This is a genomic window from Pantoea sp. S61, assembly GCF_016625145.1.
GTDB classification, from domain to species: domain Bacteria; phylum Pseudomonadota; class Gammaproteobacteria; order Enterobacterales; family Enterobacteriaceae; genus Pantoea; species Pantoea rwandensis_B.
On the sequence record NZ_JACVUO010000015.1, the window covers coordinates 92,442 to 107,483 of the forward strand.

A 15,042-nucleotide genomic window follows, 5' to 3' on the forward strand; every position below is an offset into this window, starting at 1 on the left:
GCCCTATGCCTTATTTCACCGGCATATCTTTATCTAAAAGATGTTATAAATTCTTATACCCTAAATAATTCGACGTGCAGAAAGGTGGCAAGGGAATATATTCCCAGCAGCTTACTTAAGGTGAGTAAGCACAGCCAACGCATCTGTAGCTTAAATTATGACGGGTATTACCACTCAGCGACCGATCCGTCTGGGAAACGCCATAATGGATTGCGCCAGTCCGGTGCATTTTTACTTCTTTCAATCACCAGCTCTTCGTTAATTTCCACACCGAGACCCGGTTTATTCAGTGGATAGAAGTGACCATCATCCATTTTGAAATCATCTTTATTGATGACGTAATCCAGCAGTTCAGCACCCTGATTATAGTGAATGCCCATGCTCTGCTCCTGGAACACCGCGTTGCGTGACACGAAATCGACGTGCAGGCAGGCAGCCAGCGCGATGGGGCCGAGCGGGCAGTGTGGTGCCAGCGCCACATCGTAAGACTCTGCCATCGCGGCAATTTTGTAGCATTCGGTGATACCGCCCGCATGCGACAGATCCGGTTGCAGAATCGCCAGGCCACCCGCTTCCAGCACACGCTTGAACTCGAAGCGCGAGAACATACGTTCGCCTGCGGCAATCGGAATATGGGTTTGCGCCGCCAGGCGCGGATAATATTCCGCCTGTTCCGCCAGCACCGGTTCTTCAATAAACAGCGGACGATACGGCTCCAGCTCTTTGATCAGCACTTTCGCCATTGGCGCACTGACGCGGCCGTGGAAATCGAGACCGAACTCAATCTCTTTGCCAAAGGCTTCGCGAATCTGTGCCACGGTATTCACCGCTGCATCCACTTTGCGCGAGTTGTCGATAATGCCCATCTCTTCGCAGCCATTCAGCTTGAAGGTGTCGAAGCCAATCTTGCGCAGTTTCTTGATGCCATCGACGACTTCTTCCGGGCGATCGCCGCCTACCCAGCTATACGCCTTGATGCTGTCACGCACCAGACCACCAAGCAACTGATACACTGGCACACCCAGCGCTTTGCCTTTGATATCCCACAATGCCTGGTCGATACCGGCGATGGCGCTCATCAAAATCGGACCGCCGCGATAGAATCCACCGCGATACATCACCTGCCACAAATCGTTGATGCGTGCCGGGTCCTGACCAATCAGATATTCCGACAGCTCATGCACGGCCGCTTCGACGCTGCGTGCGCGCCCTTCAATCACCGGTTCGCCCCAGCCAACGATGCCTTCATCGGTTTCGATTTTCAGGAACATCCAGCGCGGCGGCAGGCGATAAGTGGTCAGTTTGGTAATTTTCATCGTACAGCATCCTTATAAGCAGCAATAAATGCGCGAGCTTTCTCCACAGTGCGCGACAGCGGCTGGCCGGCGCGATAGAGATCGCTGCCCAAACCTGCGCCAATGCAGCCTGCGGCCAAAAATTCATGCAGATTTTCTGGCGTCACGCCGCCCACCGCAAACACCGGCACTTCCGGCGGCAGCACCGCTTTCAAAGCCTTGATGTAGCCGGGACCAAACGCCGACGAGGGGAAGATTTTCAGCGCCTGGGCACCCGCCTGCAGTGCGGTGAAGGCTTCGGTAGCAGTGGCGCAACCTGCAGCTACAATCATCCCTTTCGCCACGGCCTGACGGATCACGGCCGCATCGGTATTCGGCGTCACTACCAGCTTACTGTTAAGCGTGGCCAGCTCATCGACCTGCGCCGGATGCAACACGGTGCCCGCACCGATCAGCGCTTTATCGCCGAAAGTCTGCACCATCGCGCCGATGCTTTTGGCCCATTCCGGTGAATTCAGCGGGATCTCGATGGCATCGAAACCCGCTTCAATCAGGGCACCCACGTGCGCTTCGGCCTCGTCTGGCGTGATGCCACGCAGGATGGCGATCAATGGCAATTTAGTGTGCCAGGTCATCTGCAATACTCCTTATTCCATGCTGGAACGCGCGGTCGCCTTCCAGGGTAACTGAATCCATGCCGATAAATTGCAGCGCCTGCTGATAGCGCTGCGCCAGCGCATTTCCGGCAATAATGATGATCGGTTGGCTGCGATCCGCGTGTTGCGTCATCAACGCCACTTCATGGCCAATCAGCAGGCCGGATAGGAAATCGCTGATATGGCGGCGATCGCGTGCGCCCAATACATGAGAAGCACGCACTTCGAACAGCCGGGAAAGGATCGATGCGTCGTGGCTGCCGACCGCCAAGCCCTCACGGAAAGCGGCCGGATTCTCTTCCTGCTCGGGTAAACCCGCGCCGATTAGCGACTGTTTCAGCAGCAGATGATGCAGTTCACCCGTCATCACCGTGCGAAAGTCCTGCACACGCTGCTGCTCCACCTGCACCCATTTGGCATGCGTGCCAGGCATCACATACTGCGTGGCGGGTTGCAGCGCTAAGGCACCTAGCAATTGCGTTTCTTCACCGCGCATCACGTTGTAGTTGTCAGCCCGTTCGACACTCAATCCCGGCACGATCCATGCTTTGTCTTCAACGCGGGTCAGGCGGCTGCTGAGTTGGTCCAACGCCACCGGACAGGCCAGATAAGGCACTGCAAGCCAGCCTGCATTGCTACCGACCATGCCCGCCATCACCACCGGCACGTCATTCACTGGCCAGCCATCTGTCACACTGGCAAATACCTCCGCGGGCGTGCGTCCGCCAAGACGCGTGACGCCCGCTTCTGACCGGCGCTCATCAACGCAGTTGCCCTGCTGATAATGCCAGGCACGCAGATTAGTTGAGCCCCAATCAATCGCGATATAGCTGGTCACATAATCTCCTTGAGTCGGGCAGTGGAGCTGGCGATCATCGCTTTCGCCGCCTGCTCCGCCGCATCGCCATCCTGGTGTCGGATAGCATCAAATAGCGCTTTGTGTTCGGCTAAGGTGCGCGGCATGTTGCCGGAATCCGCCATGTAGGTTTTCGCAAACACCGCTTTCTGTAACTGGCTGATCGCCACGTTAAGCTGCTGCAATACCGGATTGTGCACCGAAGCTAGCACCGCTTCGTGGTAGCGGATATCCGCCTCATTGAATGCTTCCCGATCGAGATGATGAGCAACCATGTCGTTATAAGCCTGCTCAATCGCCGCCAAATCGTTGGAGGTCGCGCGTTCCGCCGACCAGCGCGCAATCTGCGGCTCCACCAGCACGCGCACTTCACTCATGGCGGCAATCAGTCTGGGATCTTGATCGTGCGCCAGTGCCCATTGCAGGACATCGCTGTCGAGGTAATTCCACTGATTGCGCGGCGTCACAAAGGCGCCACGGTAACGCTTCATCTCCATCAACCGCTTTGCCATCAGCGAGCGAAATACTTCGCGGATGATGTTGCGCGAGGTGCCAAACCGTTCACACAACTCGGCTTCGGCTGGCAACGCAGCGCCCGGCACATACTTCCCTGCTACAATTTCTTCACCCAGCGTCAGGATGATGCGCTCGGTTTTGCTTAATTGTTCTTGCGTCATGATGTTCCATTCAGTGAAAGACGGTAGCCCATCAGATTACTGCTTTCGTGTGGTGAAACCCAACTGACACCTTAATCTGCGATGCCGATTGTAGTACTAAAAATATTGGTTGTACTACAATCTGGATCACATAATAGACAATCCATGGGCGCATAATTGAGCTCCGACGCAATCGAGCTGCGCATGGGTTGGGGCCTTGCCTATAAAGGATCAGTGCGTACTCGGCAGAAACTGAGAAGCTCGCTCGTTGGGTGATCATTCATGGTGTAGCAATGCGTACTGTGCGGAAACTGGACTGACCGTTCGCTGGTTCATCATTTGTGGAGTATGCATACACGTAAACCGGAACGATCATTCGTTGTGTCGGCATTGATGGTGACCGATGGGCATTTGCAGGATGAGTTCAGAGAGGCGGACAGCTGCGCGCTGCCCGCAAAAGAATGGATTACAGCACCAGCTCTTCAATGGCATGCGCGACGCCATCTTCCATATTGGTTTTGGTCACGAATTGCGCAATGTTTTTGACTGAATCAATGGCATTACCCATCGCGACGCCAGTTCCCGCGTACTCAATCATCGCCAGGTCGTTTTCCTGATCGCCAATCGCCATCACTTCCGACTGATGCAGGCCGAGTTTGTCCGCCAGCATTTTCACGCCGTAGCCTTTATTGACCAGTGGATTGAGAATTTCGAGGTAGTACGGTGCACTTTTCAGGATGGTGTAGCTGTCACGCGCACGCGCAGGCAGGCCAGCAATCGCTTTATCCAGCAAATGTGGCTTGTCGATCATCATCAGTTTCGGGAAGCGTGTGGCCGGGTCCATCTCTTCCACCGCGCGGTAGCGTACCGGAATGCCGGTCAGGCTGGCTTCATGGATGGTGTATTCGCTGATGTCTTTATTTGGCGTGTAGAGGAAAGATTTGTCGAACGCCTGGAAATGCACACCGAGGTCGCGCGCCAGCTGCTCAAGGTAGAGATAGTCATCAAAACTGAGCGTCTGTTCAGCCACCACGTCGCCGCTGTCCGCGCTGTGCACCAGCGCACCATTGTTACTGATGCAATACTGGCCGGGCTGCTGCATATCCAGTTCCATCAGGTAGCGCTCGACACCCACAAATGGACGGCCAGTCGCCAGCACGATAGAGACACCTTTATCGCGTGCACGACCAATGGCCGATTTCACCGCCGCCGTCACTTCGTGCTGCGGGTTAAGCAGCGTGCCGTCCATATCGATCGCAATCAATTTTATCGCCATAACATCCTCGGTTAAGTCAGAGTTTGTTTAATGCTAGCGCGATTCAGCTCACATTGACCAGTTAATCGGCAACGGAGGGGGAGGTTAGTTTGTGTTGTCGCTTCCACGTCAGCACTTAGACCTTTTACAATCGGGAGGCGACTTGACTATATAAGCTATTGCTTATAAATTTGTATAAGCAATCACTTATATGGAGATTGCGTAATGTGGCAGGTCCAATTAACCGAACCGTTTGAGGAGTGGTTGCTCCAGCAAGATAGCGGCTTAAGAAAACGCGTCGCGGCAGCATTATTAAACCTTCAGCATTATGGCCCATTGCTCCCCCGCCCCTACGCTGACACGGTGAGCGGATCGCGCTTTCACAATATGAAAGAGCTCAGGGTGCAATATGCGGGTCACCCTATTCGCGCGTTTTATGCGTTCGATATTCAGCGTAAAGCTATCGTGTTGTGTGCTGGAGATAAAACGGGTGATAAGCATTTTTATCAGCGCATGATTGAATCTGCCGATGAAATTTTTTCCTGCCACCTGGCTGATCTGGAGGGTAAAGCAAATGACTGACCTTAAAGACTTTTTGAATGACGCCTTTTCTGCCTCTGAACGTGCTGACATTCAGCAAATGGCTGATGAGCTGATCCTGGAAACCGGATTGCAGCTATTGCGCGAGGAGTTGGAGCTGTCACAAAAAACAGTGGCTGAAGCGATGGGGGTGAAGCAACCTCGTATCACACAGATTGAACAAGCGGGAGCCGATCAGCGCCTGATTACTATTAAACGTTATATTGAGGCGATGGGTGGAAAACTCAGCTTGTTGATTGAAATGCCGGACGGATCCGTAGGCAGGACGATTCGGGTTTAAACAGCTAAAAAAACCCTTCCAGGTATGGAAGGGTTTTTTTGTTCACATCAGATATCGATGTTAGCGGCTTTCAGCGCGTTCTCTTCGATGAAGGCGCGGCGCGGTTCAACCGCATCGCCCATCAGCGTGGTGAACAGCTGGTCAGCCGCGATGGCGTCTTTGATGGTGACGCGCAGCATGCGGCGGCTATCTGGATCCATGGTGGTTTCCCACAGCTGCTCTGGGTTCATTTCGCCCAGACCTTTATAGCGCTGGACTGACAGACCACGGCGTGACTCTTTCACCAGCCACTCAATTGCCTGCTCAAAGCTGGTCACTGGCTGACGGCGATCGCCACGTTCGATAAACGCATCTTCTTCAATCAGGCCGCGCAGCTGCTCGCCCAGACCACAGATTTTACGGTATTCCGGTCCATCAATGAACTCGCTGTCCATCGGATAGTCGGTATCAACGCCGTGCGTACGCACACGCAATACCGGTTCGAACACGTTCAGTTCGCTGTTGGTGCGTACGTGCGCCATATAGCTGCTGCCGTGCGCTTCGCGCTCGGTCAGGTATGCGACTAAACCTTCAATCCAGCCTTTAACTGCGGCTTCATTGCTGAGATCGCTCAGGGTTGGATGGTAGATCAGGCCACGCAGCATTGCCGTTGGGAAGCGACGTTCCATACGCTTGATCATGCGCTGGGTGCTGTTGAAATCGCCCACCAGATTTTCCAGCGGTTGGCCGCCGAGCGCCGGTGCACTGGCGTTGGTGTGCAGTGTTGCGCCATCAAGCGCGATAGCGATCTGGTACTGATCCATCGCTTCGTCATCTTTAATGTACTGTTCTTGCTTGCCTTTCTTCACTTTGTACAGTGGCGGCTGAGCAATATAAACATGACCACGCTCGACGATTTCCGGCATCTGACGGTAGAAGAAGGTCAACAGCAGCGTACGGATGTGCGAGCCATCGACGTCAGCATCGGTCATGATGATGATGCTGTGATAACGCAGTTTGTCCGGGTTATATTCGTCGCGTCCGATACCACAACCGAGTGCGGTGATCAGCGTAGCCACTTCCTGGGAAGAGAGCATCTTGTCGAAACGCGCTTTCTCTACGTTGAGGATTTTACCTTTCAACGGCAGGATCGCCTGGTTCTTACGGTTACGTCCCTGCTTCGCAGAGCCGCCCGCTGAGTCCCCTTCCACAAGGTAAATTTCAGACAACGCAGGGTCACGTTCCTGGCAATCCGCCAGCTTGCCCGGCAGACCAGCCAAGTCCAGCGCGCCTTTACGACGGGTCATTTCACGGGCGCGGCGTGCCGCTTCACGTGCACGCGCGGCATCGATGATTTTGCCAACTACGATTTTCGCGTCTGACGGGTTTTCCAGCAGGTATTCGCTCAGCAGTTCGTTCATCTGCTGCTCAACCGCCGATTTCACCTCAGAAGAGACCAGCTTGTCTTTGGTCTGTGAGGAGAACTTCGGATCCGGTACTTTCACCGAGACGACCGCAATCAGGCCTTCACGCGCATCATCACCGGTGGCGCTGACTTTGGCTTTTTTGCTGTAGCCTTCTTTATCCATGTAGGCGTTCAGCGTACGCGTCATTGCCGCACGGAAGCCGGCCAGGTGCGTACCGCCATCGCGCTGTGGAATGTTGTTGGTGAAGCAGTAGATGTTTTCCTGGAAACCATCGTTCCACTGCAGCGCGACTTCCACACCAATACCGTCTTTCTCGTTAGAGAAATAGAACACGGTTGGGTGAATCGGGGTTTTGTTCTTGTTGAGGTACTCAACAAACGCCTTGATACCGCCTTCGTAGTGGAAGTGGTCGCTCTTGCCGTCACGCTTGTCTTCCAGACGGATAGAGACGCCTGAGTTCAGGAACGACAATTCACGCAGGCGTTTTGCCAGGATGTCGTATTCGAATTCGATCACGTTGGTGAAGGTTTCGTAGCTCGGCCAGAAACGGACGCGCGTACCGGTGGCTTCGGTTTCACCGGATACCGCCAGCGGTGCCTGCGGCACGCCGTGCTGATAAATCTGCTGGTGGACTTTGCCTTCGCGACGAATCGTCAGCTCCAGCTTCTGCGACAGGGCGTTAACCACTGACACGCCCACGCCGTGCAGACCACCGGAAACTTTATACGAGTTATCGTCGAATTTACCGCCGGCGTGTAACACGGTCATGATCACTTCTGCCGCAGACACACCCTCTTCCGGGTGAATGCCGGTCGGAATACCACGGCCATCATCCTGGACAGACACAGAATTGTCCGCATGGATGGTGACGACGATGTCACTACAGTGACCCGCGAGCGCTTCGTCGATTGCGTTATCCACGACCTCGAATACCATGTGATGCAGACCGGTGCCGTCATCGGTATCACCGATATACATACCCGGGCGTTTGCGTACCGCATCAAGCCCTTTAAGGACTTTGATACTTGAGGAGTCATAAGAATTCGACATCAACGTTTCTCGCTCATTTAATCTTCAGGTTGAACCGCTATTTTACCCTGTTCCACGCGGAACATCTTGCCCTTTTCGTCACTCATGTCGATTACATGTTCGACACCAATGGCGCTGACAAATACCTGAGCCTGCGTGGCTTTCAGGCGCTCGGCAAGCAACCGACGACGCGAATCGTCCAGCTCCGAAGCAAAGTCATCAATCAGGTACAAACAGCGACGTCCGCTGCTGCGCGTCAGATATTCACCCTGCGCTAAACGCAGTGCACACATCAGCAGCTTTAATTGACCGCGTGAGAGTAAATCTTCCACCGGCGTGCCTTCCGCACGAATGCGAAAATCCGCTTTGTGCGGGCCGCTGGCGGTATAGGTGAGCGCGCGATCGCGCTCGAAATTACGTTCCAGCAGTTCGGCAAAGTCGCTCTCTTTATCCCAGCCGCGCTGAAACGAAAACGACAACTCAAACTCTGGTAAAAACTGACTGCAGGTAGCGATAATCTCTTTCGAGATCGCCGCACTGTACTCGGCTCGCCACTGGCTAATCTGTTCGGCCAGCGGCACCAGTTCCTGATCCCACGGGCGAATTTGGCTGTAACGCGAAACTTGTCTCAGCGCGGCGTTACGCTGTTTCATCAGACGCCGTAGATTATTCCAGGCATTGAAGAAACCGGGTGCGGAGTGAAAGCATCCCCAATCAATATAGGCTCTACGGTATTTGGGGCCGCCGTTGAGCAAAGTAAACCCTTCCGGCGTGATCAACTGCATCGGCAGCAACTGCGCCAGCTCCGCCACTTTATGACCGTCACTGCCGTCGATGCGCACTTTGCTATCACCGGCGCGATTTTTGGTCAGCCCCACGGCCAATTCGCGCTCGCTGCCTTCAATTCGTCCGTGCAGGACAAACGCATCCTGATCGTGACGAATCACGCGTCCAGCCTGCAAACTGCGAAATGCGCGGCCATGTCCGAGGGTGTAGATGGCCTCCAGCACGCTGGTTTTACCGCTGCCGTTAGCACCCACGAGGAAATTAAAGCCTGGTGCCAGCGTGAGATCGGCCTGCTCGATGTTGCGGAAATCTTTAATCAGGAGGCGGGTTAAAGCCATGAACGAATCCAGCTGCGCATTAAGAAGTGGTTTTCACCTAACCCTGCAATTGAGGGCGTTAACGGCGAAGCTAGTTTGCTCACGGCCAGCGCGCAGGCCCTGGGAGCATACTGAAGTATGTGACCAGGGACGAGCACTGCCCGGGGGCAAAATAGCGAGTAAGTTAGCCCGCTATAAGATCACAAGCGCATGGGCATGACGACGTATGCCGCCGCTGGGCTGGCAACGTCTTCAATCTGCACACTCGAAACCGAATCGGTCAGCAGCAACCGCACGTTTTCGCACTTCAGCGCATTCAGCACATCCAGCACGTAACTCACGTTAAAGCCAATCTCCAGTTCAGTGCCGCTGTACGACACATCCAGCATCTCTTCCGCCTCTTCCTGTTCAGGGTTATTGGCGGTGATCTTGAGCTGATTCTCGGTGATATAGATGCGAACACCGCGGAATTTCTCATTGGAGAGAATCGCTGCACGGGCAAACGCCTGTTTCAGCAGATCGCATCCCGCTTCCAGCGCTTTGTCCGGGTTTTTCGGCAATACACGGCGATAATCCGGGAAACGGCCATCAACCAGCTTAGAGGTAAAGATAAAGTCACCAACGTGGGCGCGAATGTTGCTGCTGCCGATCTGTACCTGCAGCGGAGTCTCGCCGCCATCAAGCAAACGGACTAATTCAATCACACCTTTACGTGGCACGATCACCGAATGGTTAGGCAACGCCTGGCCAATCGGCATGGAGCATACCGCCAGACGGTGACCATCGGTGGCGACGGTGCGCAACTCTTCACCTTCGGTCTCAAACAGCATGCCGTTGAGGTAGTAACGCACATCCTGATGCGCCATCGAGAACTGGGTCGCTTCAATCAGACGTTTCAGCGTGGCCTGTGGCAAGGTGAACTCCACCTCGCTCTGCCAGTCATCCAGATTAGGGAAGTCAGTGGCGGGCAGCGTCGATAAGGAAAAACGGCTGCGGCCAGAACGCACCAGCATTCTGTCACCTTCCAGCGTCAGGCTAATTTCCGCGCCCTCTGGCAAACCGCGACAGATATCGAGGAATTTACGCGCGGGGACGGTGGTCGCACCGGGCTCGTGGGGCTGCGTTAATGCAACGCGGGCCACCATCTCCATTTCCAAATCGGTGCCGGTCAGACGCAGTACGCCTTCACTCACCTGCAACAGTAAATTTCCGAGGATCGGTAAGGTCGGACGTCCACCAAGCGGGCCGCTAACCTGTTGCAGTGGTTTCAGCAACTGCTCACGTTCTACAATAAATTTCATATGCGTCAGGAAGATAATGTTCGAATGAGGTTAGAGAAATCTTCTTTGATGTCGTGGCTCTCTTCACGCAACTGCTCAATTTTACGGCAGGCATGGAGCACGGTGGTATGATCGCGGCCACCAAACGCATCGCCAATTTCCGGCAGGCTATGGTTGGTCAACTCTTTCGCCATTGCCATTGCCATCTGACGCGGACGTGCCACCGAGCGCGAACGGCGCTTCGACAGTAAATCCGCGACTTTGATCTTGTAGTATTCGGCCACCGTTTTCTGGATGTTATCGATGGTGACCAGCTTTTCCTGCAGCGCCAGCAAATCGCGCAGCGCTTCGCGCACGAAATCGATGGTGATCGCGCGGCCGGTAAAGTTGGCATTGGCGATGACGCGGTTCAGCGCCCCTTCCAGCTCACGCACATTGGAGCGCAGACGCTTGGCAATAAAGAAGGCGACTTCGCCCGGCAGACGAATATCGTTTTCATCCGCTTTCTTCATCAGGATCGCCACTCGCGTTTCCAGCTCAGGCGGCTCGATCGCGACGGTTAATCCCCAGCCAAAGCGCGACTTCAGGCGATCTTCAACACCATTGATCTCTTTTGGATAGCGATCCGAGGTCAAAATGATCTGCTGATTGCCTTCCAGCAGGGCGTTAAAGGTATGGAAAAACTCTTCCTGCGAGCGCTCTTTATTGGCAAAGAACTGAATGTCATCGATCAACAGTGCATCGACGGAGCGGTAATAACGCTTAAATTCTTCAATGGCGTTGTTCTGCAGCGCTTTTACCATGTCCTGCACAAAACGTTCTGAGTGCATGTAAACCACTTTGGCATTCGGTTTGCGCGCAATAATGCCATTTCCCACCGCATGTAACAGGTGAGTTTTACCTAAACCGGTTCCGCCATAAAGGAAGAGCGGGTTGTAAGCACCACCAGGATTATCCGCCACCTGACGTGCCGCCGCGCGCGCCAGCTGGTTAGATTTACCTTCAACGAAGTTATCGAAGTTATGGCGGTTATTCACATTTGAGCGGTAGGTGACATCCGCCGGGGCGGGCACTGAGTCCCAGCTTGGACGCAAGATTTGCGCCGGAGCAGGACGGTTTTCAACAGGAGCAGGGGTGCTGTAAGCCGCCATGGCAGGCTGGCTGGCTGCAACCTGTGCAGCCGGGCGCGTGCCTACTTCAAAACGCAGCAAAGGCACATTCGGACCGCAGAATTCATTCAGCAGCCCATTAATACTATTGAGATATTTATCCCGAACCCAGTCGAGTACAAACCGATTTGGTGCATACAAGGTCAGCGTATTGTCGTTTAATTCAGCTTGCAGCGGACGAATCCACATGCTGAATTCGGTGGCAGGAAGCTCATCCTGCAAACGGGCAAGACACTGTTGCCAAAGCGTAAGTGACACGGCGGACTCCACTCGTACAAAATCGATAAGAATTTCAGGCGCTAATAATAGAAACTGTCTTTTTTGACACAGGCGATCAGAAAGCGCCTGCGACCGCTATCCGCGGTAGTCATCCCCGGCGATCGCAGTGAGGATCGTCAGCGGAAGGGCGGATCATAGCGCAAAGCGGCACAGAGATCTTCCCTTTCTACACAGTTTTGATCCAATTTATCCACAGGCTAGTGAAGCGCTAATGAGTTTACGCTTTCTGTGGAAAAAGCGAGCGGGGATCTTGCTGAAATAGGTAATTTTTCTGGTCGCCTCTCGTTTCCGCGCAAAAAACTGCAAATTGATCGCAAGAAGATCCTGCGCGATCCTTGCGCTTTACCCTATAGCCCGTATAATTCCCCACCCGGCATTATTGCGTGAAGCCTTGATGCCCGGAATCAGCGGGCTGTATCTGGTTTCCAGGTGCCGCGAACTGCGAAGTAAATTGACTCTGGACTGTACAATTATTACAATCCCGCCTCTTTATTAAAGACACATTGAGGCGTAGGTCGATTTACTGGCCCGAAAACGCGTCACCCAGTGAAAATTTTCAAGTTTAGGTAGAAATCGCCATGAAACGCACTTTTCAACCGTCCGTACTGAAGCGCAACCGTTCACACGGTTTCCGTGCTCGTATGGCAACAAAAAATGGTCGTCAGGTTCTGGCACGTCGTCGTGCTAAAGGCCGTGCTCGTTTGACCGTTTCTAAGTAATAAAGCTAACCCTCGTGGTTAAGCTCGCATTTCCCAGGGAGTTACGTTTGTTAACTCCCACTCATTTCACTTTCGTCTTCCAGCAGCCACAAAGAGCCGGTACGCCGCAAATCACCATCCTCGGCCGCCTTAACTCGCTGGGGCATCCCCGCATCGGTCTTACCGTCGCCAAAAAGCATGTGAAACGCGCCCATGAACGCAACCGGATCAAGCGATTGACCCGCGAAAGCTTTCGTCTGCGCCAACACGAGCTGCCTGCGATGGATTTTGTCATCGTGGCGAAAAAGGGGATTGCTGACCTCGATAACCGTGCGTTAACGGAAGCGTTGGAGAAATTATGGCGTCGTCACTGTCGCCTGGCTCGCGGCTCCTGATCGCCCTGATACGCGTTTATCAACGCGCCATCAGCCCACTACTTGGACCTCATTGTCGGTTCCATCCCACCTGCTCGCAGTATGGGATTGAGGCATTACGTCGTTTCGGCGTCGTAAAAGGTAGTTGGTTGACGATAAAACGCGTATTAAAATGCCACCCTTTGAACCCGGGTGGTGACGATCCTGTGCCGCCAAAAACCTTTGATACCAGAGAACATTAACGATGGATTCGCAACGCAATCTCTTTCTCATCGCTTTTCTGTTCGTGTCTTTTATGATCTGGCAAGCCTGGCAGACGGACCACGCTCCGCAGCCACAGCAGACTCAGACCACGCAGAACACAAGCAGCGCAGCGGGTGATGCCGCCTCTTCCGGCGTGCCGGCTAGCGGTCAGGGCCAAACGATCACCGTTAAGACTGATGTCCTGTCACTCAGCATCAATACTCGCGGTGGCGATATTGAGCAGGCACAGCTGCTGACTTACCCAGACAAACTGGGTTCAGACGCACCGTTCCAGTTGCTGGAAACCACCCCTGCCTTCGTTTATCAGGCGCAGAGTGGCTTAACCGGTCGTAATGGCCCGGATAACCCGAACAATGGCGCTCGTCCGCTGTTCACCACCACTCAGGATCACTTCGAGATGGCCGATGGCCAGACCGAGCTGCGTGTACCACTGACCTGGACCGATGAAAAAGGTGTGGTTTATACCAAAACCTTCGTGTTCAAGCGTGGCGACTTCGCGGTTAACGTTGACTACAACATCAATAACGCCTCGCAGCAGCCGCTGGAAGTGTCGATGTTCGGTCAGCTGAAGCAGACCATTGATCTGCCGAAGCACCGTGATACCGGCAGCAATAACTTTGCCCTGCACACCTTCCGTGGCGCAGCGTACTCGACCAGCGAAGCGAAATACGAAAAATACAAATTCGATACCATCGCGGATAACGAGAACCTGAACGCGACCACCAGCAATGGTTGGGTGGCGATGCTGCAGCAGTACTTCGCTACCGCCTGGGTGCCGCGTACTCAGGGTAACAACACCCTGTACACCAGCAACCTTGGTAACGGCGTTGCGGCAATCGGTTATAAATCTTCACCGGTGACCGTGGCAGCCGGCGCACAGCAAGACCTGGGCGCAACCCTGTGGTTGGGGCCGGAAATCCAGGACAAAATGGCGGCTATCGCGCCTCACCTGGATCTGACCGTAGATTACGGTTGGTTGTGGTTCATCTCTCAGCCACTGTTTAAGCTGCTGAAGTTCCTGCACAGCTTTATCGGTAACTGGGGCTTCTCGATTATCGTTATCACCTTCATCGTTCGTGGCATCATGTACCCGCTGACCAAAGCGCAGTACACCTCCATGGCGAAGATGCGCATGCTGCAGCCGAAGATTCAGGCCATGCGTGAGCGTCTGGGCGATGACAAGCAGAAGCAGAGCCAGGAAATGATGGCGCTGTACAAGGCAGAGAAAGTGAACCCGCTGGGCGGCTGCTTACCTCTGGTTATCCAGATGCCAATCTTCCTGGCCTTGTACTACATGCTGTCAGGTTCGATTGAACTGCGTCATGCACCGTTCATTCTGTGGATTCATGACCTGTCCGCGCAGGATCCGTACTACATTCTGCCGGTTATCATGGGTATCACCATGTTCTTCATCCAGAAGATGTCACCGACCACCGTGACCGATCCGATGCAGCAGAAGATCATGACTTATATGCCGGTTATCTTTACCGTGTTCTTCCTGTGGTTCCCTGCGGGTCTGGTGCTGTACTACATCGTCAGTAACTTGGTGACCATCCTCCAGCAGCAGCTGATTTATCGCGGGCTGGAAAAACGTGGTCTGCACAGCCGCGACAAGAAGAAAGCGTAACGTCTGACTGCAACAGCAGCAGCGTATACTCAAGGGGCGGCATTTATGTCGCCCTGTTTTTTTTCAAAATTTGTACCCTAAATAATTCGAGCTGCAGCACAAAAGCGTCGTGAGGCGCTTTTGAACAGCGCTTGCGCTGGCCCGCAGGGTGAGGCCAATGGCCCAATCCCGTGGCAAGCGAAAGAATCCTCAGGAGCTTACTCAAGTCAGTGACT

General features: G+C 54.0%; 15 protein-coding genes. 6 read left to right on the top strand and 9 right to left on the bottom strand.

What is annotated here, in order from left to right; genetic code table 11:
* Window positions 1–167 precede the first annotated feature (167 nt).
* The 5 genes from dgoD to yidA all read right to left on the bottom strand — a co-directional run bounded on the left by dgoD (window position 168) and on the right by yidA (window position 4,739).
* Window positions 168–1,316: a galactonate dehydratase gene (gene dgoD, locus IAE30_RS22765; protein ID WP_038643943.1), complete on the bottom strand. Its 1,149-nt coding sequence runs from the start codon at window positions 1,314–1,316 to the stop codon at window positions 168–170.
* Window positions 1,313–1,930, bottom strand: a complete 618-nt coding sequence (locus IAE30_RS22770; protein ID WP_045833469.1) for a 2-dehydro-3-deoxy-6-phosphogalactonate aldolase — start codon at window positions 1,928–1,930, stop codon at window positions 1,313–1,315. The genes dgoD and IAE30_RS22770 overlap by 4 nt, the downstream gene beginning before the upstream one ends.
* A complete protein-coding gene (locus IAE30_RS22775) occupies window positions 1,914–2,789 on the bottom strand; it encodes a 2-dehydro-3-deoxygalactonokinase (RefSeq protein ID WP_200681070.1) in 876 nt (291 codons plus the stop codon). The genes IAE30_RS22770 and IAE30_RS22775 overlap by 17 nt, the downstream gene beginning before the upstream one ends.
* Window positions 2,786–3,484 (bottom strand): FadR/GntR family transcriptional regulator, encoded by a 699-nt coding sequence (locus IAE30_RS22780; RefSeq protein ID WP_034829999.1) that lies wholly within the window; start codon window positions 3,482–3,484, stop codon window positions 2,786–2,788. Before IAE30_RS22780 ends, IAE30_RS22775 begins: the two co-directional genes overlap by 4 nt.
* Before the next feature lie 445 nt (window positions 3,485–3,929).
* Complete coding sequence (gene yidA / locus IAE30_RS22785; RefSeq protein ID WP_038643948.1) at window positions 3,930–4,739, bottom strand: sugar-phosphatase; 810 nt, start codon at window positions 4,737–4,739, stop codon at window positions 3,930–3,932.
* Between the two features lie 204 nt (window positions 4,740–4,943).
* Between yidA and IAE30_RS22790 the strand changes: the two genes are divergently transcribed.
* Both IAE30_RS22790 and IAE30_RS22795 read left to right on the top strand, forming a co-directional pair.
* On the top strand, window positions 4,944–5,300 hold the full coding sequence (locus IAE30_RS22790) for a type II toxin-antitoxin system RelE/ParE family toxin (RefSeq protein ID WP_038643949.1): 357 nt from the start codon (window positions 4,944–4,946) through the stop codon (window positions 5,298–5,300).
* Window positions 5,293–5,598, top strand: a complete 306-nt coding sequence (locus IAE30_RS22795) for a helix-turn-helix domain-containing protein (protein ID WP_038643950.1) — start codon at window positions 5,293–5,295, stop codon at window positions 5,596–5,598. The genes IAE30_RS22790 and IAE30_RS22795 overlap by 8 nt, the downstream gene beginning before the upstream one ends.
* Window positions 5,599–5,645: 47 nt before the next feature.
* Here the strand turns inward: IAE30_RS22795 and gyrB are convergent, their stop codons facing one another.
* The 4 genes from gyrB to dnaA form a co-directional block, all read right to left on the bottom strand.
* Window positions 5,646–8,054 carry a DNA topoisomerase (ATP-hydrolyzing) subunit B gene (gene gyrB / locus IAE30_RS22800; RefSeq protein ID WP_038643951.1) on the bottom strand — a complete coding sequence of 803 codons (2,409 nt, stop codon included), beginning with the start codon at window positions 8,052–8,054 and terminating at the stop codon, window positions 5,646–5,648.
* Window positions 8,055–8,071: 17 nt separating this feature from the next.
* On the bottom strand, window positions 8,072–9,157 hold the full coding sequence (gene recF, locus IAE30_RS22805; protein ID WP_034830004.1) for a DNA replication/repair protein RecF: 1,086 nt from the start codon (window positions 9,155–9,157) through the stop codon (window positions 8,072–8,074).
* Window positions 9,158–9,336: 179 nt separating this feature from the next.
* The gene (gene dnaN, locus IAE30_RS22810; protein WP_034830010.1) at window positions 9,337–10,437 is read right to left on the bottom strand and encodes a DNA polymerase III subunit beta; all 1,101 of its coding nucleotides are present in this window, start codon (window positions 10,435–10,437) and stop codon (window positions 9,337–9,339) included.
* A 5-nt stretch (window positions 10,438–10,442) separates the two neighbouring features.
* On the bottom strand, window positions 10,443–11,843 hold the full coding sequence (dnaA, locus tag IAE30_RS22815) for a chromosomal replication initiator protein DnaA (RefSeq protein ID WP_034830012.1): 1,401 nt from the start codon (window positions 11,841–11,843) through the stop codon (window positions 10,443–10,445).
* Window positions 11,844–12,442: 599 nt separating this feature from the next.
* Here dnaA and rpmH point away from each other — a divergent pair.
* The 4 genes from rpmH to yidC are packed head-to-tail and all read left to right on the top strand — an operon-like array spanning window position 12,443 to window position 14,827.
* Complete coding sequence (gene rpmH / locus IAE30_RS22820) at window positions 12,443–12,583, top strand: 50S ribosomal protein L34 (RefSeq protein ID WP_000831330.1); 141 nt, start codon at window positions 12,443–12,445, stop codon at window positions 12,581–12,583.
* 14 nt (window positions 12,584–12,597) lie between these two features.
* Window positions 12,598–12,957, top strand: coding sequence for a ribonuclease P protein component (gene rnpA / locus IAE30_RS22825; protein ID WP_034830013.1), 360 nt, complete (start codon window positions 12,598–12,600; stop codon window positions 12,955–12,957).
* On the top strand, window positions 12,921–13,178 hold the full coding sequence (yidD, locus tag IAE30_RS22830; protein WP_007893564.1) for a membrane protein insertion efficiency factor YidD: 258 nt from the start codon (window positions 12,921–12,923) through the stop codon (window positions 13,176–13,178). The genes rnpA and yidD overlap by 37 nt, the downstream gene beginning before the upstream one ends.
* A gap of 2 nt (window positions 13,179–13,180) precedes the next feature.
* On the top strand, window positions 13,181–14,827 hold the full coding sequence (gene yidC, locus IAE30_RS22835; protein WP_038643953.1) for a membrane protein insertase YidC: 1,647 nt from the start codon (window positions 13,181–13,183) through the stop codon (window positions 14,825–14,827).
* The last annotated feature ends 215 nt before the right edge of the window (window positions 14,828–15,042 follow it).